22 protein-coding genes, 1 pseudogene and 1 other annotated feature are annotated in these 22,163 nt (G+C 69.7%); of the genes and pseudogenes, 11 read left to right on the forward strand and 12 right to left on the reverse strand.

Features of this window, described 5'->3' with window-relative positions:
- Window positions 1–872: 872 nt before the first annotated feature.
- The 5 genes from SJY06_RS17975 to SJY06_RS17995 form a co-directional block, all read right to left on the reverse strand.
- A complete protein-coding gene (locus tag SJY06_RS17975) occupies window positions 873–1,214 on the reverse strand; it encodes a hypothetical protein (protein WP_380168904.1) in 342 nt (113 codons plus the stop codon).
- Window positions 1,215–1,246: 32 nt separating this feature from the next.
- A complete protein-coding gene (locus SJY06_RS17980) occupies window positions 1,247–1,519 on the reverse strand; it encodes a hypothetical protein (RefSeq protein ID WP_380168905.1) in 273 nt (90 codons plus the stop codon).
- Window positions 1,516–1,938 (reverse strand): SgcJ/EcaC family oxidoreductase, encoded by a 423-nt coding sequence (locus SJY06_RS17985; RefSeq protein WP_380168906.1) that lies wholly within the window; start codon window positions 1,936–1,938, stop codon window positions 1,516–1,518. The genes SJY06_RS17980 and SJY06_RS17985 overlap by 4 nt, the downstream gene beginning before the upstream one ends.
- 339 nt (window positions 1,939–2,277) lie before the next feature.
- On the reverse strand, window positions 2,278–2,748 hold the full coding sequence (locus tag SJY06_RS17990; protein WP_380168907.1) for a DUF1772 domain-containing protein: 471 nt from the start codon (window positions 2,746–2,748) through the stop codon (window positions 2,278–2,280).
- A gap of 8 nt (window positions 2,749–2,756) precedes the next feature.
- On the reverse strand, window positions 2,757–3,659 hold the full coding sequence (locus SJY06_RS17995) for an NAD-dependent epimerase/dehydratase family protein (RefSeq protein WP_380168908.1): 903 nt from the start codon (window positions 3,657–3,659) through the stop codon (window positions 2,757–2,759).
- 80 nt (window positions 3,660–3,739) lie between these two features.
- Here SJY06_RS17995 and SJY06_RS18000 point away from each other — a divergent pair, with 80 nt between their 5' ends.
- Both SJY06_RS18000 and SJY06_RS18005 read left to right on the forward strand, forming a co-directional pair.
- Window positions 3,740–4,690 carry an AraC family transcriptional regulator gene (locus SJY06_RS18000; protein WP_380168909.1) on the forward strand — a complete coding sequence of 317 codons (951 nt, stop codon included), beginning with the start codon at window positions 3,740–3,742 and terminating at the stop codon, window positions 4,688–4,690.
- Between the two features lie 333 nt (window positions 4,691–5,023).
- A complete protein-coding gene (locus SJY06_RS18005; RefSeq protein ID WP_380168910.1) occupies window positions 5,024–5,722 on the forward strand; it encodes an HAD family hydrolase in 699 nt (232 codons plus the stop codon).
- 288 nt (window positions 5,723–6,010) lie between these two features.
- On the opposite strand, the gene SJY06_RS18010 is transcribed toward SJY06_RS18005, so the two are convergent.
- Window positions 6,011–6,397, reverse strand: coding sequence for a MerR family DNA-binding transcriptional regulator (locus SJY06_RS18010; RefSeq protein WP_380168911.1), 387 nt, complete (start codon window positions 6,395–6,397; stop codon window positions 6,011–6,013).
- A 263-nt stretch (window positions 6,398–6,660) separates the two neighbouring features.
- Between SJY06_RS18010 and SJY06_RS18015 the strand changes: the two genes are divergently transcribed.
- From SJY06_RS18015 to SJY06_RS18025, 3 genes are all read left to right on the forward strand, one after another.
- Window positions 6,661–7,970, forward strand: a protein-coding gene (locus SJY06_RS18015; protein ID WP_380163351.1) for an IS3 family transposase whose coding sequence is annotated in 2 segments (ribosomal slippage) — window positions 6,661–6,940 and window positions 6,940–7,970 — 1,311 coding nt in all. Because the reading frame shifts where the segments join, the coding sequence is not laid out codon by codon here.
- Window positions 6,939–7,067, forward strand: a sequence feature (AL1L pseudoknot). (Overlaps the previous gene by 129 nt.)
- Window positions 7,971–7,986: 16 nt before the next feature.
- Complete coding sequence (locus SJY06_RS18020) at window positions 7,987–9,063, forward strand: erythromycin esterase family protein (RefSeq protein ID WP_380168912.1); 1,077 nt, start codon at window positions 7,987–7,989, stop codon at window positions 9,061–9,063.
- A 455-nt stretch (window positions 9,064–9,518) separates the two neighbouring features.
- The gene (locus SJY06_RS18025) at window positions 9,519–10,070 is read left to right on the forward strand and encodes a dihydrofolate reductase family protein (RefSeq protein WP_380168913.1); all 552 of its coding nucleotides are present in this window, start codon (window positions 9,519–9,521) and stop codon (window positions 10,068–10,070) included.
- A 38-nt stretch (window positions 10,071–10,108) separates the two neighbouring features.
- Here SJY06_RS18025 and SJY06_RS18030 read toward each other — a convergent pair whose 3' ends face one another.
- From SJY06_RS18030 to SJY06_RS18045, 4 genes are all read right to left on the reverse strand, one after another.
- Window positions 10,109–11,062 (reverse strand): alpha/beta fold hydrolase, encoded by a 954-nt coding sequence (locus SJY06_RS18030; protein ID WP_380168914.1) that lies wholly within the window; start codon window positions 11,060–11,062, stop codon window positions 10,109–10,111.
- A 472-nt stretch (window positions 11,063–11,534) separates the two neighbouring features.
- Window positions 11,535–12,134, reverse strand: coding sequence for a response regulator (locus SJY06_RS18035; RefSeq protein WP_380168915.1), 600 nt, complete (start codon window positions 12,132–12,134; stop codon window positions 11,535–11,537).
- A gap of 10 nt (window positions 12,135–12,144) precedes the next feature.
- Window positions 12,145–13,428, reverse strand: coding sequence for a sensor histidine kinase (locus tag SJY06_RS18040; protein WP_380168916.1), 1,284 nt, complete (start codon window positions 13,426–13,428; stop codon window positions 12,145–12,147).
- Entirely contained in the window at window positions 13,428–14,657 is a 1,230-nt protein-coding gene (locus tag SJY06_RS18045; protein WP_380168917.1) for a DUF418 domain-containing protein, read from the reverse strand. Before SJY06_RS18045 ends, SJY06_RS18040 begins: the two co-directional genes overlap by 1 nt.
- A gap of 807 nt (window positions 14,658–15,464) precedes the next feature.
- On the opposite strand from SJY06_RS18045, the gene SJY06_RS18050 reads away from it, so the two are divergent.
- From SJY06_RS18050 to SJY06_RS18065, 4 genes are all read left to right on the forward strand, one after another.
- On the forward strand, window positions 15,465–17,195 hold the full coding sequence (locus SJY06_RS18050) for a PLP-dependent aminotransferase family protein (protein WP_380169730.1): 1,731 nt from the start codon (window positions 15,465–15,467) through the stop codon (window positions 17,193–17,195).
- A gap of 82 nt (window positions 17,196–17,277) precedes the next feature.
- Window positions 17,278–17,793, forward strand: a complete 516-nt coding sequence (locus SJY06_RS18055; protein ID WP_380168918.1) for a DinB family protein — start codon at window positions 17,278–17,280, stop codon at window positions 17,791–17,793.
- A gap of 244 nt (window positions 17,794–18,037) precedes the next feature.
- The gene (locus SJY06_RS18060; RefSeq protein ID WP_380168919.1) at window positions 18,038–18,286 is read left to right on the forward strand and encodes a type II toxin-antitoxin system Phd/YefM family antitoxin; all 249 of its coding nucleotides are present in this window, start codon (window positions 18,038–18,040) and stop codon (window positions 18,284–18,286) included.
- The gene (locus SJY06_RS18065; RefSeq protein WP_380168920.1) at window positions 18,283–18,531 is read left to right on the forward strand and encodes a Txe/YoeB family addiction module toxin; all 249 of its coding nucleotides are present in this window, start codon (window positions 18,283–18,285) and stop codon (window positions 18,529–18,531) included. The genes SJY06_RS18060 and SJY06_RS18065 overlap by 4 nt, the downstream gene beginning before the upstream one ends.
- 163 nt (window positions 18,532–18,694) lie before the next feature.
- On the opposite strand, the gene sdhC is transcribed toward SJY06_RS18065, so the two are convergent.
- Entirely contained in the window at window positions 18,695–19,114 is a 420-nt protein-coding gene (gene sdhC, locus SJY06_RS18070; protein ID WP_380168921.1) for a succinate dehydrogenase, cytochrome b556 subunit, read from the reverse strand.
- A gap of 113 nt (window positions 19,115–19,227) precedes the next feature.
- A complete protein-coding gene (locus tag SJY06_RS18075; protein WP_380168922.1) occupies window positions 19,228–19,578 on the reverse strand; it encodes a DUF2798 domain-containing protein in 351 nt (116 codons plus the stop codon).
- A gap of 79 nt (window positions 19,579–19,657) precedes the next feature.
- Here SJY06_RS18075 and SJY06_RS18080 point away from each other — a divergent pair, with 79 nt between their 5' ends.
- The gene (locus SJY06_RS18080) at window positions 19,658–20,251 is read left to right on the forward strand and encodes a TetR/AcrR family transcriptional regulator (protein ID WP_380168923.1); all 594 of its coding nucleotides are present in this window, start codon (window positions 19,658–19,660) and stop codon (window positions 20,249–20,251) included.
- A gap of 302 nt (window positions 20,252–20,553) precedes the next feature.
- A pseudogene (locus tag SJY06_RS18085) lies at window positions 20,554–21,818 on the forward strand (IS256 family transposase).
- Window positions 21,819–22,163: the final 345 nt, after the last annotated feature.

Consider the following 22,163-nt stretch of genomic DNA (forward strand, 5'->3'; position numbering starts at 1 on the left):
GTACCGTCGTCACCCGTTTGGCTCAGCCCGTCGCCGAACGCACCGGGCCGCCGCCGCCGTGGCACAGCGGGGTGCGCCTCAGACCCGCTCGGGCAGGTTCAGCTGAGCCCGTACCTCGCCGGTAGCGTCCGACGAGCGCAGTTCGAACCGACGCTGAGAATGGCCCAGCTCTCACGGCGCCATGGGCTGGCACGCCACAACCCCTACCGCTGACCATGCCGAATAGCGCTGCGAAGTTCGGGCCACCTAGCGCTGCAGGTCACAACCCACCGCCGACCACCCTCCCCACCCAGTGCCAGAAACGCTCGATGCCGGGACGGCGGGCGCCGCTGTGGAGAACCTCCAAGAAGGCGGTGTTGTCCTGGCTTCTCCGGCAAGCCGGCGGACGATCGCTGGCGAGGGACGACGGCAGCGTCTCGCACGGGGTTGCGATCATGGGAAACGTGAACAGCAGCGCGGCCGTCCCGCCCACCGCCCCCGGCGCTCCGCGCTGTCCTGGACGAGCTTGTGGCGCGGAAGCCGGTCTTCCATCGCCCGGAGCTCGACAAGACCCGGGAGGACCTCGAGCGGCAGACCGCGCCGGACTTCTTCGAGGTCAGGGCCTCCGGCCGCGTCTCTACCCGCGGCCACGTGATCCACGTGCTGCAGGAGCCCTACGCGAAGCAGGACGACGATCGTGGCAGACCTCCGGCTTCCACTGCCGTCGCCTGGGCCCGGACACCTACCTCCTGACCTTCCTGCTGCGCCAGCAGCAGCGCACCACGCGGCGGGCCACCGTCTGGCGGCGCAGCGACGGCGCCTGGTAGGTCCTCTACCACCAGGGCACGCCGGCCGACGGGTGAGCACGAGCAGCGTCAGCGAGGTCGGTGAGGTCAATGGGCGGGCACCGACACGCACACCAGCGTGGTGTCCTCGATGGCTTCGACGACGCCGGGTGACTGCTCGGGGACGTGCACGAAGTCGCCGGTGCGGGCCGTGACGGCCTCGGTCCCCGCGCCCACGCGCAGCGCACCGCCGAGTACCACCCAGACCTCCGAGTAGGGCACCGGAAGGTCAGCGCGGGCCCCCGCGGAGAAGGACGCCGTGTAGGCGCTCATCGACCCGCCAGCCGCTGCATCTAGTCCGGGTGCGATCCGGATGAGGTCGCTGAACCGGACGGCGTCGTCGCCGACCACCGAGCTGAATTTGCGGACCCCCGCGGGCGTGACCGTCACCGCTGACTCCTTCCCACGTCGGGCGCCCGTCGTCAGGCGTCGAGCTCAACCACGGCCACGGCGTGCACGGGCGGCGCCTGGAGGCTGAGCTGGCGCGCGATCGCCGGGATCTCGGGGTCCGCAAGGAACCCCTCGTAGTCCTCTTCGTCCCAGTCGAACACGGACCACATCCGGTGCGCGTCATCGGGATCGACGTAGACCCGGGCGACCCGGCAGCCGTGCTCGCGACGCTTGGTCATCCCTACGGTCCGGAAGACCTCGACGAACCGGTCGGGGTGGGCCACCCTGGCGACGGTCACGATCATGACGGACTCCTCAGCGGGTCGGTCAGCGGCGTGGTCTGGGCGGAGGCGATGCGCCACCGCCTGTCCGCATGGACCAGGAGGTGGGTGAGGGCGCCCCAGGCCGGCACCGGCGGATGGTCACCGTCACCGTGGCCGTCGCGCGCCGTCTTGACACTGCTAACCATGGCCGCGTCAGGAGGCGCCAGGCGGACGTCCATGACCTCCACGGTGGCCCGGACCTGCGCCAGGGGTGAGGTGAGGGCGGCGGCCATGGCCCGGGCGAACGCCTCGCGTCCCAGCACCCGCCGCCCCGCGATGTTCGCGACGATCGCGTCGGCGGTGTGCAGTGCCAGCAGCGCTTCGACGTCGTCCTGGGCGTCGGGGGCGGATACCACAACGGCCTCGGTGTCGGACCGGGCCTTCTCGGTCACCACGGGCACGCCGTCTCCTCACCCTCCGGCGGCCGATCCACTCGACCGCTCGTCGCGACGTTAAGACCTCAACCGCGGTAAGGGTCAACCCGTGGGGCCAGGGAGCGCAAAGCGTAAAGCGGGGACTGACCGTCGGTGAGCTGGCGGCGCGCAGCGGGATGACCGTCTCCGCGCCGCACTACCGCGAGCGTCAGGCCCTGCTCTCCAGCACCCGCACGCCGGGCAACCAGCGCCGAAACTGACGCGACCCCCTGCGCCGGGTCGCCGTCCTCCGTGTCGCCCAGCGCCTCGGCATCCCCCTGCAGCAGGTGGCTCAGGCCCCCCCAGATGTACGGCCGGGCGAGGTCATCAGGTCATCGAGCCGGCTGCGGCGAACGCGGAAGCGGCCGCGAGAGCGGAGGCGGTGCGGACGTGGTTCCACCGCCTCCACCTCGTCGACCATGCGGCCCATGCCCCGCAGTCGGAGGCCATGGCGGACGGCCGCGCCGCAAGGATGTTGTTGAACGGAACGTGTCGGGTGGCGGTCAGACCAACAGCCCCGAACAGGTACAGCGCACTACCGGCGACAACAAGGCCGCTGGAACGCTGCTCGGGGTGCAGGGCAGCGTGAACGGCCAGGGCGCCGCAGCCGACTGCAGTGCCGAATAGAACCGTCATGAAGCCTGGGCGCACCGCCGAGGTGTTGATCGATTGCATGGCCGCCGTTGCCGTGGCTGGGGGGAGGCGGTCGAGGCCGTGCATGACGAAGGTCGAGAACCCCAGGAAGACTCCGCCGGTGGCAGCACTACCTACGGTGGTGGCGATCAGCAGCGCGCTCACCCCTTGGTTCATGAGGTGCTCGCAGGCGCCGGGTGACGCCACACCCCGGTGGCGGCCGCTCTCCGCGCGTACCCGGAGAAGTCGCGCGGCGCCCGGCCCAGGGCCTGCTCGACGCCATGAGCGAGGTGGGCGTTGCGTCCGTCCAGGACCTCGGCGAACAGGTACCCCAACAGCTCGACGGCCTCCGGTGGGACACCGACCGCGGTGAGCATGTCGGCGTAGCCGTCTCGGCTCAGCCGCTCGACGCGTAGCGGCCGGCCGCTGGCGACACTGATCTCGCGGGCGGCGTCGGCGAAGGTGAGCAACCGGGGGCCGGTCACCTCGTAGGTGCGACCGCCGTGCCCGGGCGACATGAGTGCGGCCGCAGCGACGTCAGCGATGTCGTCGGCGTCGACGAAGGGCTCCGGCACGTCACCCACGGGTAGAGCGAGGACCCCGGACAGGACGGCATCGAGCAGGTAGTCCTCGCTGAAGTTCTGCGCGAACCAGCTGGCCCGCACGACCGTGCACGTCGCGCCGTCAGCGTTGGCCGCGGCGGCGACCTGCTGCTCGGCCTTCTGGGCGGCTGGCTCTCCCCGCCCGGACAGCAGCACGAGGCGCCGGGCACCTGCGGCGACGGCCGTCGCCGCGAAGGCGGTGACCGTCTCGCCCGCGCCAGGCACGGCCAGGTCGGGGCTGTAGGCGACGTAGACGGCGTCGACGCCGGCTACCGCGGGCTCCCAGGTGCCCTCGTCCTGCCAGTCGAAGGGCCGGTCCCCGGCCCGGGACAGCGCGCGCACCGCCACCCCCCGCTCATGCAGTCGGGCCGCCACGCGGCGGCCGGTCTTTCCGGTGCCGCCGGTGACGAGCACGTTCTTCGGGCTCTCGATCGCCGACGGGTTGACGTGGCTGTTGTGCTCTCGATAGGTCATGGCAGTAGGAGACCTCACACGCGCTGGACTTTCCATGGCTGAGAGGCGCGATCGCGTGCGCGCGCGTCTACGCTGATGCGGTGGATTCGTTCGCGGCGCTGCTGGACGGTCCCCGTGCACGCGGGGCGTTCCTGCTGCGCTGCGTCCTGAACCCGCCGTGGTCGCTGCTCGTGCAGGACCAAGCTCCGCTGACCGTCGTCTCGGTGGTGCGCGGACGCTGCGTCGTCCTGCCGTCCGGGTCGGACACGATGCACCTGGGCGACGGTGACGTCGCCGTGCTACGCGGGCCGGATCCCTACGTCGTGGCCGACTCCCCGCACACCCCCCCGCAAGCCATCATCCATCCTGGCCAGCACTGCACAGACCCGGACGGCAACCCGCTCACAGGCCTCACGGACCTGGGAGTCCGGACCTGGGGCAGTTCACCGGACGGAGCGACCGTCCTGCTGACCGGGACCTACCAGCTGGCCAGCGAGGTCAGCCGACGGCTGCTGGCCGCCCTACCGACCGCCCTCGCGGTCCACGCCGCGGACTGGCGCAGCCCCCTGCTCGGCCACCTTGCCGACGAGGTCAACCGCGATGCACCAGGCCAGGAGGTCGTCCTCGACCGGCTCCTGGACCTGCTGCTCATCGGTGTGCTCCGCACCTGGCTCGCCCGGCCCGACGCTCAAGCCCCCGGTTGGTATGCCGCGCAGTCCGACCCGGTCGTCGGCGCGGCCCTGAGGCTCATCCACGAACGACCGGAGCAGCCGTGGACCGTGGCGTCCCTCGCCTCGGCCGCCGGCGTGTCCCGCGCGGCCCTGGCCCGCCGGTTCCACGACCTCGTCGGCGAGCCGCCCATGAGCTACCTCACCGGCTGGCGGCTCGCCCGTGCCGCCGACCTGCTCCGCGAACCCGGAGCGACCGTGTCCGCCGTGGCCCACCAGGTCGGTTACGGCAGCGGCTTCGCCCTCAGCACGGCCTTCAAGCGCGTCCGCGGCACCACCCCGACCCAGCACCGAGGGTCCCTCACCCCCGCGCAGCGCCCTTAACGACTCAACTACCGTCCTCACGGTCGATGCCCAGGGTGGCAACGAGGTCCTCGTGAAGCTCGAACCAGACGCAATGAGCGGAGTCGACTTCGGTACGGTCCACCCAGGCGGTGCTCCCGGAGTGGGCGCGCCTCAGCGGCATCGAAGCGGCCGGCGTGCCCCGCCGAACCGGGTCAGGACGGCTGTGAGCCCGACGTGGAACCGGGGCCGCTGTGTCCATGCTCCGTAGCATGGGATGGCCGACTCGACTGGCAAGTCTGGGCCGCATGTCAGGAGCAGTCTCCCCGTGGCCCGGTACGACCGACCGCAGCGGCGAGGCTGTCGACGCTCCGCATGCCGTCCACCGAGGGAAGAATGATCTTGACCAGGGACATGAAGCCAGGCGCACCTGATCTTCCGCTTGGCGGGGTTCTCCTGGACCTCGACGGAGTGCTCCGTCGCTTTCCTGCCCAAGCCATGATCGAGCGGGATCATGACTACCCGGTGGGGTCCGTGGCTGCCGTCGCCTTCGATCCCGAATTGTTGGAACCAGCCCTCACCGGCGCCATCACTCACGAGCAGTGGTGCCGCAACATCGCTGTCCGCCTGGCGGCAGCGCACGGTGACCGTCTCCGGGCTTATCAGACGATCAAGCGGTGGGGGCGCGACCGGGGTGTGGTGGACAAGGAGGTCCTCGCCATCGTGCGACACCTCCGTCAGAAGGTTCCTGTCGTCATCTTCACCAACGCCACCAGCCGCCTTCCTAAGGACCTCGAACGGCTGCGGTTGACGGATGAGGTCGATGCTGTCGTGAGCTCCGCTGGTACCGGCGTCGCGAAGCCGGAGCCCGAGGCGTTCCGGTATGCCGTCCGGTCGCTGTCCCGGGTGCACGGAAAGCAGCTCGAGGCCGCCTCTGTGCTGGTTGTCGACGACTCCCCTCGGAACGTCGAAGTGGCAACTGAGCTTGGGTTTCGGGCACACCTCTTCAACGACGCCCACCGACTCCGGATGGTCGTGGACGCGCTCACCCGTCACGCCAGAGACATGCGCTGAACGAATGAGGCACCAAGCGACGTCGACGTCGACCGGCGCACAGCCGTACAGCCGTACAGCCGTACAGCCGTACAGCCGTACAGCCGTACAGCCGTACAGCCGTACATCCGACCGTGCCTGCCAGCCTGGCATTGCGACCGGCCGGGTGACCGCGGTCGATGAGCCACTGCCACTGCCACTGCCACCACGAGTCCCCTTTCGTTCCTCAGGGCCAACCCCGTGACCACACAACAACTCCAGGGACGCGCCACTGGACACCGATCAGCCACCGGCCGCGCCAGGCTCGGCTCAGGCCTCCCCAGCGACAGGCAGTTTGCAAAGCGGTTGGCCAGATCCGAGATCGTTCAGGGCCTGGCGCAGTTCGAAAATGCGGCCCTCGGCTGCGCTGACGAGCTGCTCGGTCAACGACTGCCAGTCAGCCTTGGTGGGCTCCGCGGGGAGTGCCTCGAATAGGGCGACGACCTCCTGAACGGTTAGCCCGACGCGCTGAGCGACCCGGCAGATCCGCACCATGCACGGGGCGTACTCATCGTAGCGACGTTGGTTGCCGCTGGTCCGCAACGAGGTGAGGAGACCCTGGCGCTCATAGAAGCGCACGGCCGAGGTGGCCACGCCACTAGCCTCGGCGACCTGGCCGACGGTGAGGGTATGCGCAGTGGCTGTGGTGCTGGTCATGGCGTTCAGCCTCCCTTGACTTGAACTATTGTTCAAGTCCTAGCGTCGCATCCATGGACACCTTTACGACCTCGGACACCACGACCTCGGACACCACGACCTCGGCGGGGAAGCCCCTGCGGGTGGCGGTGATCGCGGGCAGCACCCGGCCCACTCGCCGCTCCCCAGCTATCGCGCGCTGGGTGACGCAGGACAACAGCCGGCCCGACCTGTGTCTCGCCCCGGGATTGATGGAGGCTCTCAATCCACGGAGGATGAGAGCCATGGCAGCACCACGGAAGTACCCCGACGAGCTGCGGGAGCGGGCCATCAGGCTGACCGTCGACGCCCGGAAGGACCCGGCGAGCAGGCCGGGTGCGTGCAGGCGGATCGGCGAGCAGCTGGGCATCAACCCGGAGACGCTGCGGGGCTGGGTCACCCAGGTCGAGGTCGACGAGGGCGCCCGCGCGGGCACGACGACGACCGACGCGCAACGGCTGAGCGAGCTGGAGCGTGAGGTCAAGGAGCTGCGCCGGACGAACGCGATCCTGCGCAGCGCGTCGGCTTTCTTCGCGGCGGAGCTCGACCGCCCACAGCGGTGATCGTCGACTACATCGACGCCCACAAGACCGAGCACGGGGTCGAGCCGATCTGCACCGCCCTGACCGAGGCCGGCGTCACGATCGCCCCGAGCACCTACTACGCCGCCAAGGTCCGGCCACCCTCGCAGCGCAGCCGTCAGGACGCGGTCACGACCGAGGCCATCCGCACGCTGCACGCGCTCAACTACGGCGTCTACGGAGCGAAGAAGGTGCATGCGGAGCTGCGTCGGGAAGGTCACGTCGTCGACCGCGGCGACGGGCCCCGACCGGTCGCCCGCTGCACCGTCGAACGGCTCATGCGCGCCGCTGGGCTGCGCGGGATCACGCGCGCCAAGGGTCCGCGCACGACCGTCCCCGGCGACGGCCCGGACACCCGACCAGACCTCGTGCAGCGGGCGTTCACCGCGACGGCCCCGAACCAGCTCTGGGTCGCCGACATCACGTACTGCCGCACCTTCACCGGCTGGGTCTACGCAGCGTTCGTCATCGATGTCTTCAGTCGCCGGGTCGTGGGCTGGCAGCTGTCGAAGAACCTTCGCACCGACCTCGCCCTGGACGCCTTGGAGATGGGGATCTGGACACGCCAGCACGCCGGCCAGGACGTCACCGGCCTGACCCACCACAGCGACAAGGGCGTCCAGTACGTCGCTGTTCGCTACACCCAGCGCCTCGCCGAGGCCGGCGCCGTCGCCTCGGTCGGGTCCACTGGGGACTCGTATGACAATGCCCTGGCCGAGGCGTTCAACTCCCTCTTCAAGGCCGAGCTGGTCCGGAACAAGGGCCCCTGGAAGTCCATCGACGACCTCGAGATCGCCGTCGCGGAGTACATCGACTGGTTCAACCACCGGCGCCTGCACGGCGAGATCGGCCTCGTCCCACCCGCCGAGCTCGAGGCACAGCACGAGGCCGCCCATGGGTCTCAGATCGACACGCAGGACCGTCCCAACCTCGCCCCGACTACCGTCGAGGCGTCAGTTCCGAGCCTCCACTGAACCCGGGGCGAGACAGGTGGGCCTCGGCCCCACCACCCGCGAGGCTGCGGAGACAACCGCCGTTCAGACCGAACTCCTGCGTGCACTTGTTGCGCGGGGCTTCGGAACGGTCGTGCTTCAGGACAGCACCGAGATCGGTGAACGCCTGGACCGCTGGGTCCGCACCTCGGCCAGCGTCGACCCCGTGGAGGATCTCGACGCCGTGCTCGCGGACGCGTGGGGACCCTGGCGTGTGGAGCCCGTCCGCCTCCTGTTGACCTGGCTCCGCGACCACAACCTCGCGCATCCAGACGACCCCGGCCAGCAGGTGGAGGTACGAGGGGTCTTTCGACCGAAGGCCGTCCCGGCCGACTACGACCACGTCCTCGCCCTGACCGCTGGAACCGACGGGCACGGGCAGGTGCGGGAGCTGCTGGAGACGATCCGCGTCGCCCACGACGGAGGTGAGCACGTCGAACGCGCCCACGGGCGATGGCACGGCCCGCCGTATGTGGACCTGGCGCGCCGAGCCCGTGGTCTCGTCGAGTCCGCCGACGGCACTGACGCCCGGGCGCGGGCACAGGCGCTGACCGGGCTGGACCGCATCATCGACTTCCACGCCACCTCGCTCAGCCAGGGCCACGACGCGCTGGCTGAGGACATCGCCGCCGCGGACCGCCTCGTGGACCACCTCGCAGCCACCGGGCGTCGCGCGGTCGTGTGGGACGGCATCGCCCACCTGATGGCCCACGGTCGAACGTTCGGCGGGCGGCTACGCGAACACCTGGGACCGAACTACCGCTGCGTGGTCACGACCTTCGGGTCCGGCGCGATCAGAAATCTGCAGCTGCCCACGCCCGCGGCAGGGAGCCTCGACGCGACGCTGCAGCGGGTCGCCGACGCGGTGGGCGGGGCGTGCATCATCGATCTCGCCGGCCCAGCGCCAGATCACGTCCTCCGGTGGCTCGCGGACACCCACCCGTCGCGGATGATCTCCGGCATGTATCGCCCCGACGAAGACGAACGTCACTACCTCGCCGTCAACAACCTCAGCACCGCGGTTGATGTACTCATCCATCTACCCCAGATAACCCCGGTGCAGGATCTGACCTGACAGCCCCGGTTCGGCTCCGCGCATAATCCGCAACTCCAGGAGTCGCGAGCAGCAGCTGGGATGATCGCTCTCACCCACCCAGAGGCGCCGCTACCGGCCCCTCACGATCCAGGGTGTCGCCGGTGGCAGGTCGCCTGGCCCCCATGCCCCGTCGAGGCAGAGGGTCGACCAGGACCGATGACTTTGTCGTAGTCCGGACGTCGTAGACGTGGACAACCCATCGTTGCCACGAGGAAGAGTGTGATTCATGCCGAAGTTCGTCACCGTCGAGTACAGCTTCCGCCGGGGTACGGCCGCACGGTCAGCTACATCCGAGAAGGCATCCGGGCCGACCTAGCCGGTCCGTTCCATCGCCAAATGAGAAGCATCCGATGCTGACACCGTGAACATCATCACGTGATCTCAGCAGAGGTCTGACAACGGTCAACACCAGGACCCAATGGAAAGGACCAAAAATGCGCAAGATCACAACTGGACTCTTCACCTCACTCGACGGCATCGTTGACGCAGACGACGACTGGCAGTTTACCTACTTTGACGCGGAGCTCATGCACGAAATCTCCAACAACAGCGGTATTGACGACCTGCTGATGGGCCGAGTCTCCTATGAGGGTTACGCGCGCCTGCGGACCGAGCACCCGGACTCCCCGGTTTTGCCATTCCTGGACTCAAAGCCAAAGCACGTCGTTTCCACGACGTTGTCTGATCAGGACTTGGATTGGGAGGGAGCAAGGATTATCGGTGGGGACGTCACCGCCGGAGTTAGGGCGCTCAAGCGTTCACCGGGCCGCGGAATCCTAGTCCTCGGCAGCCCGATGCTCGTTCGGTGGTTGCTCGCGCACGGCCTGCTCGACGAGTTGGCGCTCACAGTGTTCCCCATCGTGGTCGGCTCGGGTCCCCGCCTCTTCCAGGATATGCCCGCCGAGCGGGTTGGGCTCCGCCTGACCGAGCACCGGGCACTCGCCAGTGGCACCCTGTCGCTGCGCTACACCCCAGCGACCGGCTGACTGACTCCCAACAGTCGCGGGGCCTGCCTGGTTGCATTTCAGTGCAATGCACTGTTGAGGAAAGACGCGACCACGCGACGGTAGCTGTCGGGGCGCTCGTGGTGGGCGGCGTGCCCCGCTCTCGGGAGCACGACGAAACGCGCCTGCGGGAAGACCTGGATGTTGCTGGTCGTCATCTCGCGGGTCAGGTAGTCGCACTCGGGTCTCAGCACAAGGACGGGTAGCTCGTCGATGGCCTGTCGGTTGAGGACGGTGATGGGCGACCGGTCGTGCAGCTGTGGCATCTGGTTCGCGTAGTAGCCGGCCCCTTGGACACCCAAGCGATCCTGGAGACCAGGATCGCAGAACATGGCGGCTGTCGTGAGGTCGTAGACGGCCGCGAATCGCCGGTCCATCTCGTGGTCGCCTGCGGCGACGTGCGCGACATCCGGTGCAGCAGCGGTGAGGGCGTACACGAACGTATTCCGCGGCTTTGCGAGCTCGGCGTAGAGCCGCAGGGTGTCACGGGTAGACAGGCCAGCCGTGGGGTCGCCGCTGACGGCGGGCGCGGCGCCCAGCGGACTCTGGCCGGGTGCGCTCAGGACGAGGGCCGCGACGCGGTCCGGTTGCTCGGCCGCGAAGACGCTGGCCACTCCGGCGCCCCACGAGTGGCCCAGAAGGACGACGTCGTCGTGCCCCGAGGTGGCCGTGGCTGCATCAGCCACGGCCTCCAGATCAGACACCGCCCGCCGCATCGTGTAACCCGACGGGTCTGCGAGGCGGTCGGAGGCCCCGGCCCCGATCTGGTCGTACACCCAGACGTCCCTCACGGTAGCCAGCCCTGCCAGCACTGGGACGTCATGAGCCATGTCCGCGACACCCGGACCACCGTGCACGTAGACCAGCGGCGGCTGGGTCGGTGGACCGGCACTGGCGCGGGTGACGTGCGCCGCCAGTTGTGTGCCGCCGACACCGGCGAGCCAGAGGCGCCCGTCGATCTCGTCGGGCGTCATCGTGTCGGGGTGTGGAGGGCGGTGGGGGGTGGCCCAGCCCAGTGAGACCCCAACAGCGACCACAGTGAGTAGGGCCGGACCGAGGACCGGGCGGGCCAGTATCGGCGGCGGTGCGACGCGTCGACCACGCGCGCGGGAGGTCCGCCTGCTCCGCACGGCCACCCAGCGACACCAGGCGACGGCACCGACGACGCACGCGCCGAACCCACTGAGCACGGCTGCCGGCCATGAACCCAGCAGCGCCGCGGTGGCGACCACCACGGCAGCCGCGGCGACCGAGAGCAGGAGACCACGCAGGGCAACGCCGGCGACGTTCCGGGCGAGGCCAGCAAACCTGACCATGTGATGTGGTCGGCGGGCAGGGGTCATCCTCCGCCCCCGGGTGATCCTAGGCTCGACGACGCGTCCTGCACCGGGTCGCATCCGACGGTGCCGTACCGGTCACCGATCCGCGCCTGGCCTCGGAGGCGACTCACAGCAGCCCTGTGCGGAATCCGGCGGCGACGGCCGCGGCTCGGTCGCTCACCCGAAGCCGGCTCAGGATGTGCTGCACGTGGGTCTTGACGGTGGCCTCGCCGATGAACAGGGCCGCGGCGATCTGCCGGTTCGTTCGCCCGGCCGCGACCAGGCGGAGGACCTCGACCTCCCGGTCGCTGAGCAGGGCGGCCGCCGGTGGGGTGCTCAGCCGCCCTCGTACGGTCGGCGACAAGGTAGCTCTCCCGTCCCGCGTTGCACGAACCGCGGCGAAGAGGGTCTCGCGATGGGTGTCCTTGAGCAGGTACCCGCGTGCGCCGGCGGCCATCGCTGCCCGGACCTCTTCCTCCGTGTCGTAGGTCGTCAGCACCAGGACCTCTGTGCCCGGATGACGTGCGTGGATGGCGCGGATCAGTTCGACCCCGCCGATGCCGGGCATCCTCAGGTCAGTCAAAACGACGTCGACCGTGCGGACGGACAGGACCGCCAGCGCCTCTTCGGCGCCGGCCGCCTCACCGACGACCAAGAGGTCGTCCTGACTGTCGAGCTGCCCCCGTAGGCCGTCGCGAACCACCGGGTGGTCGTCGACCACCAACACGCGGACCGGCTCAGGCATCGACAGGCCGCGGCAGGAGCGGCACCGTGGCGGTAACCGTCGTGCCGCCGGTCGGAGAGCTGTCCACCTGCACCTGACCCCCGAGAGCCTCGACGCGCTCGCGCATGATGGACAGGCCATGACCACCCCCCGGCGCCCCCGTTCCACCCCCTGTACCCCCGCGACCCGTCACACCCGTCAGGCCCGGGTCGTCGGACTGGGTACCGGTGCCATCGTCGGCCACATCCACGGCGATGGCATCGCCGAAGAAGGACAGCGTGACGTGGGCGCTGCTCGCCCGCGCGTGGCGGGCCGTGTTGGTCAAGGCCTCGTGCGCCGCCCGCAGGAGAACGTCTTCGACCCGTGTGGGCACGGGGGTGGTGTCTCCCGTGATCCGCAGGTGAACGGGGAGACGGTGGGCTTGCTCGAACTGCTCGACTGTCGCGCGCAGCGCGCCCGGCAGGGCCGTGCGGGTCAGCGCGCCGGGGCGCAGGGCCCGTACCGAGCGCCTAGCTTCCTGCAGGGTGTCGCGGGCCAGGTCTGCGCTGCGGTCGACCCGGGCTCGGAGTGGATGGTCCGGTGGCAGCTCAGCGTTCATGGCTTCGAGCTGGCTGACGACACCGGCGAGCCCGGCGGCCAGGGTGTCGTGAATTTCCCCGGCCAGGCGGCTGCGCTCGGCGAGGGTTCCGGCCTGACGTGCCTCGGTGACGAGCCGGTCCTGCAGGGCGACGTTCTCGGCCAGAGCCCGTTCCAGGTCGGCATGGGTTCGGGCCAGCGTGGCCAACGCGGCACGGCGTCGGACGGTCTCCGCTTCCAGCGCGCGGATGGCTCCGCCGACCACGCACACCAGCGCCGCCGCACCGAGACCGACAACCACGTCCTCCACGGAATAGCGCTCACCCGGGAAAGCCGTCACTGCGACGAGCGCGGTCAGGCCGACGCCTGCGTAGGCCCACGCGCCGGGCAGCGCGACGAACGCCATGGGGTAGCAGACCAAGTACAACGGGAAGAAGGTGAAGCTCAGGCATGTCAGGTAGTCCGTCAGAGCCACGAGACCAATGAAGTAAACCGCCATCGGGGCCAGCCGGACCTCCAGCCACTGCGGGTGGACGAGCACCCACCAGCCGTGCCAGGCCAAGACCGCTGCGAGACCCGTCAGTGCTCCCGGCCACACGTCGGCCAGGTCACCCGAAGCCGCCGCGACAACCGCACACACCACAAGCAAGGCGTAGGGCAGCAGAACCCACACCCGGTCCGTGCGACTCAGGGGCGACCGCTCTTCGCTGGCCACGACCATCAACCGATGCTGGCACGGACCGAGCCGCCGCGGGAGTGCTGCCGGCGGGAGGTACTGCCGTAGGTCAATCGACGCAGCATCATCTCGGCCGGGCCCTGACGGTGCAGGTGGCCGAGCCACGCTGCGGCGAGCACCGTCAGAGCCCAAGTGGACACGGCCAGGACCACGGCACCGGAGCTCGAGAGGTCGGCGCCCCATCCCAGCGACCAGGCGGGCAGCAACGTGGCAAACACCACGGTCTGGGCGAGGTAGCAGCTCAGGGACCTTTCCCCGGCGGCTCGCAGCGCCTGGACCAACCGTGGGAGTGCAACCGGACGGGGAGGCGACGACCGTCGCGCCAGCCGCTCCGCCCACAAGGCGATCAAGGCCGCATAGCCCAGCCCGCACAGCACACCCGTGGTGATGTGCAGCCACGACAGGACCAGGATGACGGGGAAGGGAACGTTCCAGACGTCGACGGTGACCAGGGCCATGCCGACGCCGCTCAGGATTCCGGACCCAACCCCGAGCACCGCGACCCGCCCCAGCAGGACCCGGTGCCGCAAGGGGGTCTCCAGCAGGTTCCGCCGCGCGGCCCACATCCCGATCAGCATCGGGCTGAGCACGGCCAACAGCCCGAACGGGGTCATCACCCATTCGAGCGACCGCCATGCAGTTGCCTCGATGGGGTCCTCTATGGCGAACGACCACAGGAAGCTGCGCTGCGTACGCACCCCAGGATTCGCATAAACGACACCCTGCACAACGCCCGCCAGCACCAGCCAGAGGGCCGCGGTGTAGAGCAGCACCCGGTCGCTGACCCCTATCCGGGCGGCGAGGACGACCCCGAGGACGCCGTACCAACCGAGTACGTCACCGGAGAACGCCAATACGGCGTGGGCGGCCCCGAATGAGACCAGCCACCAAGAGCGTCGGCGCAGTAGCGCCCGGACCGCCACCTCGTCCAGCCCCCGGTTCCGCTGGCGTTGCGCGAGGCTGATGAGCCCGTACCCGAACAGCGCGGCAAACAACGGGTACGACCTGGCATCGACGAGAACCACCAGCCCTGCGGTCACCGCGCGGTCCAGCGTCCCGGTCTCCACGATGTGCTGGCGCAGCCCGTACGGGCGAGCGTGCAGATAGATCATTACGTTCGCCATGGCGATCGGCGCGAGCATCACGCCCCGAGCGAGGTCCGGCGCCACTGATCGGCCCGCCGGAGTCGACTCCCGATCCTGCCCTGTCTTCATACCCATCACGCTAGGAACGGCCCAGGAGCACCAGCATCCGCCGATCGGCGGACCAGCGGAGCGAACTTCGCGCACGATCGTGGCCGCCCGACCGTCAAGCACGGTGGGACGTGCGGCGGGGTGTGCTCGGTCGGGGCGCGTCTCAGGGCAGGTATTTCAGACATCTGGGAAGGAGGGGCCGGCCCACGGGGGCGCATACGTGGCTGGCCCGCCCCGCACCTCGAAGCGGCGGCCGCTGTCTGTCGCCGGGGAGCACGTCAGGTGCGCATAGGCATGTGACTTGATTCTCATTCAGCCGCTTGTGGCCGCGGTGACCCGGGGGACGTCGATAGCGAGCTCCGGCCCTGCTCCATCTGCGTCCCCAGCCCAACGGCTGGTCTCCGGCCGCGGAAGGCCCACCCAGGGCCCACGTGCCCAGGCCGAGCGCCGAGACACGCGGCCCGGCAGGCCCACAGGTCCCGCACCGCGGGCCACCCTTTGGCGGCGTCGGTGCTCCGGTCCGATCAGTCGTCATCGGTGCCCTGTTTCCTTGACCCACTCACGGCAACGGGACCGTCGAGGGTTCGTGGACCGTAGGCGACGACACGACACGCCAGCGCCCAGGCGAATCGCCCGACTGATGCCGAGACCGCCCGGGGACCAGCCGGGCGTGCCAGCGCGCGCCAGCACACGTGCCAACGGGCCCGTGGACGGGTCGGCGTGGCGATGGTGGGCGCACCCGGGAGCGCCGACAGCGCGCCGGAGTCCAGGTGCCATTGCCGGACAGCGGCGGCGTACAGCGGGTGTGAGCGAGGCTGACGTGTGGGCATGCCGCTGACGGTAAGTACGATCGGACCGCTGCTACGGTACGGTTTGATGCAGGTTTCACAGACCAATATGCGGCAGGTTCAGCCGGGCGCTCAGCACGCGACGCAGGCCCGCCTGGTCGGCCAGGCTCAGGAACTGCTGGTCGACCTGAGCGAGCAGGGCCAAGGGCCACTGAACGAGCGGCTAAAGCGGGCGCTGCGCGCAGCTGTCAGGTCGGGGCGGCTGCCCGTCGGGACGGTGCTACCCCCGAGCAGGCGCCTCGCGGAGGACCTGGGGGTATCTCGCTGGACGGTCACCGAGGCCTACGCGCAGCTGGTGGCCGAGGGTTACCTCGAGTCCCGCACCGGCTCGGCGACCCGGGTGCGGTGGTCGGGAACCGGGCATCTCGGACCACCCTCGGTGCGGCTGCCTTCGGCGGGCATGGTCCGCTACGACTTGTCTCCAGGGCTCCCGGACCTCCGCGCGTTCCCCCGTCGCGCCTGGGCGAAGGCGTTGAGCGGCGAGGCCCAGGTCGTGCCGTCCGGTGAGCTCGCTTACCCGGACCCGGCGGGTCATCCTCGGTGCCGTCTGGTGCTCGGCGGGTACCTGCAGCGCAGCCGGGGGGTGTCGCTCGACGGCGCGGAAGTGCAGATCCGTACCAGCGCAACCGCCGGGGTGAGGCAGCTCTGCCGGGTACTGGCAGCCGCGGGAATCCGCGAGGTCGCCGTCGAAGACCCAGGCTGGACCCGGTTGCACGAGGTCATCCGCGGGGCGGGGCTGCAGGTCGTGGCTATCCCTGTGGACGAGCACGGGCTCCGCGTCGACGTGCTGTCGGCGCGACAAACGCCGGTCAGGGCTGTCGTCGTCACCCCCGCGCACCAGTTCCCGCAGGGCGTGGTGCTGTCCCCGGCGCGTCGGGGGGAGCTGCTGGCCTGGGCCGACCGGGTCGATGGCGTGGTCGTGGAGGACGACTACGACGCGGAGTTCCGCTACGACCGGGCCCCGGTGGCGACCCTGCAAGGGATGCGCCCGGACCGCGTGGTCCTTGTCGGCTCGGTGTCCAAGACCCTCAGCCCGGCACTGCGTCTGGGGTGGCTCGTCGGCCCCGCCCGCTGGCGAGGCGGGAAGTTGGAGCGGGGCGGGGTCGCCGGTGCCGGGGGCGCCGCCGGTAGTGGGGATCATGACGGGGCGATGTTGGCCGACGGTGCTGAGGTGGCGGTGCCGCCCACCTTGGACCAGCTGGCCCTTGCCGCGCTCATCGAGTCCGGCGCCTACGACCGGCACCTCAGGGCGGCACGTCGCCGCTACCGGGCACGCCGCGACACCCTCGTTCAGGCGTTAGGGGCGCGGCTGCCGGGGACCACTGTGTCCGGTGTCGCCGCCGGCCTGCACCTGCTGCTCCACCTGCCCGGGTCCCCACCCGACGGGGCCGTGGGCCCTAGCTTCGCCTCGGGTGTTGCTCAGGCGGCCGCGCGACAGGACATCGCACTGGTCGCGCTCAACCGGTACTGCATTGAGGCCACAGGGGAGGCTCTCGTCATCGGCTACGGCAACCTAGCCGACCGCGACGTCGACCACTCAGTCCGACTCCTCAGCGCGATCATCGAGGCCCGCCACGACATGATGCCCACCGACAGAGGGGCCGATCTGGACGAGGTGCTCACACCAGAAAGGGCCGAGCGGGACGGTCAACCGGGCGGGTCTGTAGGGACGGCTCGCGCCCGGCCCTGCCTGCCGCTGCGTCCGCCGTGATTCTCGTCCGGTGGACCGTGGCCGATCGGGACGCCCCAAAATTGGCGGCAGTCTGGGTTCGCTGGTTGAGACGATGCCGGGCATGAAGGAACTGACGCTGCAGCGCTGGCAACTGGACCTGACGTGGGCACTTGCGGAGGTGCATCTTGCGGACCTCACCACCGAGGACTGCCTGTGGGAGCCCGCGACACTTTGCTGGACGGTCCACCAGGAGGACGATGGCAGATGGTTCCCCGACTGGCAGGTCCCGGAGCCGGAGCCGGTCCCTGTGCCCACTATCGGCTGGCTGACCTGGCACCTCGGATGGTGGTGGGGCACCGCCGCCGACCACTTAGTCGGTCGCGACATCAGGAACCGCACCGACGTGGCGTGGCCCGGCGACGCCGAGTCGACCGTGCAGTGGCTTCATGTGTTGCACGAGGAGTGGGCGGAGGTGCTCGACACCCTGACAGAGGAGAAGCTGGACAAGCCGTCCGCCTTTCCATGGCAGGCCGAGTCGGGCCTGACCAAGGCCCACACTGTGGCCTGGGTCAACGCGGAACTGATGAAGAACGTCGCCGAGATCGGCAACCTCCGCCTCCTTCGAGCAGCGACGTAGCCCCACCGGTGCGATGAAGCAGGCTCCCTGCGCATTCTGTCGGGCGGGGTCGGCGCTGGCGGCTCGACGCTGCTGACGCCGGACGAGGATCGACTTCTGGGACACCGACGGACCGTGCGGAACCTGGTCAGCCGTCCGAGCTGCAGCCGTGAGGACAGATGAGCCTTGCGCCCACCTGGCACCCGCGGAGGTCGACGGGAGGGCCGCGTGTAGTACCGTTTGTTGTACGACTTCAGGAGGAGCCATGTCAGTCACCGCCAGCCAGGCTCGCGCGCAATTGTTCCCGCTGATCGAACAGGTCAACGAAGACATGGAAGCAGTGGAGATCGTCTCCAAGAAGGGCACCGCCTTCCTGGTTCCCGCCGAGGTCTACCGCTCGCTGCTGGAGACCAGCTACCTGCTGCAGTCCCCGACGAACGCGGAGCACCTACGTGCCAGCCTGGCCGAGGCACACGCCGGTGAGGTGGCCTCCCACGAGCTGCTCCCGGGGTGATCCGCTTCACCACCCGCGGCTGGGCGGACTACACCTCGTGGACCGGCGACCGGAAGACGCTGCTACGAATCAACCGTCTCATCGAGGAGGCCACGCGCGACCCCGGTGCTGGCGTGGGGAAGCCCGAACGACTCTCCGGAGACCTGTCGGGATGCTGGTCGAGGCGCATCGACCAGGAGCACCGGCTCGTCTACACCGTCACCGACGGGGAGATCGTGGTCATCGCGGCTCGCTACCACTACTGACCAGGATCTGGTGCGGCAGGACTCGGGGCCGCGACCGCGCGCCGTAGCGGGGGCAGCGACGTCACCGCGTCCATCCCGATCACCGATCCTCTGCCGGACAGCGCGTCCAGGGGCCCTCGACCCCCGATTCTGCGTCGTCGGCCTTCTCCGAGGGCCAGCCGTGTCAGTCAGGGGTCGTCTCCTGAAGCGACCCAACGCCAAAGGCTCGGCGTTCACCTGTTCCTGCAGCAGTCCGACCAGCGGCGAGTCGTAGACCGGTGCCGGTCATGCCAGGACGAAGCCCAGGTGACGAACGATGAACGGCACCATGAGGATGACCCACACCCCGACGACACCCCAGAAGCATCTGCACCTGGAACCGGGGTCCCTGCCGCCAGAAGTCCACGAGGATGACGCGGATCCCGTTCAGGGCATGGAACAGGAAGACGCCGACGAGGCCGATCTCCATCACCCCCACGAGAGGGTTCTTGTAGGTGGACATCACGGTGTCGTAGGCCTCGGGCGAGACCCGCACCAACGCCGTGTCGAGGACATGGATGAGGAGGAAGAAGAACAGGACGACACCGGTGATGCGGTGCAGCACCCAGGACCACATGCCGGCACCACCCCGGTACAGCGTGCCGGGTGCTCGGCTCGTCACGGCACCCGAAAGACCGCGTGGCCGGCCCCGGGCTGCGGCAGGCTGCGGCGCCGTGCTCACATGTCACCGCCTGACACGGCCAACCCGCGCGGCGGTGGTGACATCACGACCCGGCTCACCACGGGGACCACGACGTACGCCGTCGGCGTGGAGACGAGGACGCCGAGCGCGAAGGACGTGACGAACGCCGGGGGGAAGGCCGACACGGGGACGTTGATCGCCGTCATCACCAGGCCCATGACGAACGACAGGATCGTCGAGATGCCCAGGCTCAGGACCCACCCTGCGACCGGACCGTCGGCGGGCCGCTCCCGAGCGCGCCAACACCGGGCCGCGACCCACCCGGCGCTGAGGAGCACCAGACCCAGGGCCGCGACCGTCGCCACCGCCGTCATCATGGGTGCCATGGGCAAAACCTCCGCCGAGCGAGCCGGTGTCTCTACAGATGGAGAGATTAGCACTACGAGTGGAGGGGACCGCCGGGAGTTGCTGCTGCGCTCCGCGCTGCACGTGCTCGGGACCTCGGGCTGGCACGGGCTGACGCATCGCGCCGTGGAGCAGCACGCTGATGTCCCGCACGGGTCGACCGTGTACTACTTCGGGTCCCGAGACGGTCTGGTGGACGCCTTGGTCGACCACATCTGCACCGCGGACGTCGAGGACTGGACCGCGGCCAGGGCGGACCTCGCCGCCACGCTGGCACGGCAGGAGGACCCCACCGGAGATCTCGTCGATCTGCTCACCCGGCAGCTGGTCTCAGACCGGGCGCGCCTGCTGGCTCGCTACGAGCTGTTCCTAGAGGGCGCGCGTCGCCCTGACCTGGCACGCCACCTGACGGAGCGGGGTCTCGCCATCAGGCAGTTCCTCGTTCCGGTCGTCACCGCCCTCGGCTCCACCGACAGCACGGCCGACTCCGACCTGTTGGCGGCCCTGCTCGACGGGCTCCTGCTGCACGAGCTGGTCGGGCCACCGGCCACCGCCATCGAGGAGCGCCGCGACCTGGCCTCGGCCATCGCCCGCACGCTCCGGGCCGTGGTCCCGTCCCGCTCATCCGAGATCAGGCCCTCGTCGCCCCACTGACCCACGAACAGCGGGCCCACCCGCCACGATCGGGCGCCCCACCTTCCCGCCTGTTCCCGCCGGGCCCGTACCCTCCCCGACCCGAGGTCAGGGGGCATCGCCGCGCCACTGAGCAGCGCCCTGGCTGCGGATTGTTGGCCTACCAGGTTCCCGGCTGCCGATCGTCTAGCGGCAGGGCGAGTGGAGTCCACCAGGGTGGTGTACGAGGCCAGCACGGTGACCGCGTCGTCGTAGACGAGGGCGCGGCCACCGCGTGATCCTTCGAGTGATCTCTCACAACCGACTCGAAGAGGAACCCCGCGATGACCGCTCCGTCGATTATTGACCCTGCCCGCTTCCTGCACGAGCACCTCCAGCAAGCCTCCCCGGACCTGCTCCGGGAGATGCTCACCACCTTCGTCAACACCCTCCTCAGCGCCGATGCCGACGCGGTCTGCGGCGCCGACTACCGCGTCCGCAGCCCAGAGCGGACGAACCGCCGCAACGGCTACCGGGCCCGGGAGTGGGACACCCGCGCCGGCACGATCGACGTCGCCATCCCCAAGCTGCGCGAGGGCTCCTACTTCCCGGACTGGCTGCTCGAGCGCCGACGCCGCGCCGAGCGGGCCCTCACCTCCGTGGTCGCGACCTGCTACCTGCTCGGCGTCAGCACGCGCCGCATGGAGAAGCTGGTCGAGACCCTCGGCATCACCCGGCTGTCCAAGTCCCAGGTCTCGGTGATGTCCCGCGAGCTCGACGAGCAGGTCGAGTCTTTCCGGACCCGACCGCTGGACGCCGGGCCCTATACGTTCGTCGCCGCCGACGCCCTGGTGATGAAGGTCCGCGAGGGCGGGCGGGTCGTCAACGTCCACGCGCTTCTGGCGACCGGCGTCAACGCCGACGGGCACCGGGAGAACCTGGGCCTGCAGGTCAGCTCCGCCGAGGACGGCGCGGGCTGGCTCGGGTTCTTCCGCGACCTCGTGGCCCGCGGCCTGTCCGGCGTCCGCCTGGTGACGTCGGACGCCCATGCCGGCCTGGTCGCCGCGATCGGGGCGACCCTGCCGGGGGCGACCTGGCAGCGTTGCCGCACCCACTACTCGGCCAACCTGATGGCCGCGACGCCGAAGAGCTCATGGCCGGGCGTCCGGGCGGCACTGCACTCGGTCTACGACCAGCCCGACGCCGACGCCGTCCACGCCCAGTACGACAAGCTCCTCGACACCGTCGCCACGTCCTGCCGAAGGTCCACGACCACCTCGACGCGGCCCGCGCCGACGTCCTCGCGTTCACCGGCTTCCCGAAGGAGATCTGGCGTCAGATCTGGTCGAACAACCCCCAGGAACGGCTCAACCGGGAGATCCGCCGACGCACCGACGTGGTCGGGATCTTCCCCGACGAGAACTCCCTCGTCCGACTCGTCGGCGCGGTCCTGGCCGAGCAGCACGACGAGTGGACCGAAGGACGCCGCTACCTCGGAATCGACGTCCTGGCCCGCTCCCGCGTCACCCTCGTCGACGGCGCCGCTGACGCGTCCCCGCCGACCCCGACCAAGGAGGTGAGCACCGACCTGACCGCACTCACAGCCTGAGCAGCAGAAGGATCACGCAGCCCTGCTACACCACGCCCGGGACTTGACCGTAAGGCCTCGAGGTAACCCTTGAGCAACTATTCAGCGAGGCGTCCCGGGACCAGGAGGACCTATACGGATCGTTGCTGGCGACGGACCGGGCCGCGAGGCGGTGGGCTTCCCCGTCCAGGAGGGGGTCAGAGACCGACGGCCGCGCTGCAGCGTGGCCCGGTCAACTTGGACGTTCGGAACGTTCTCTATCGGAAACCCTCCGGATCTGTCCTCCCCACGTGTTTCGCTGACCGCACACGGCGACCCCCGTGGTCGGTACCAACCGTCGGAGGGGACTGCTGCACGGATAGGTGA

The sequence above is a fragment of the Jannaschia sp. R86511 genome (assembly GCF_042466345.1).
In the GTDB taxonomy this organism is placed as follows: Bacteria; Actinomycetota; Actinomycetes; order Actinomycetales; family JBBAYJ01; genus Aquipuribacter.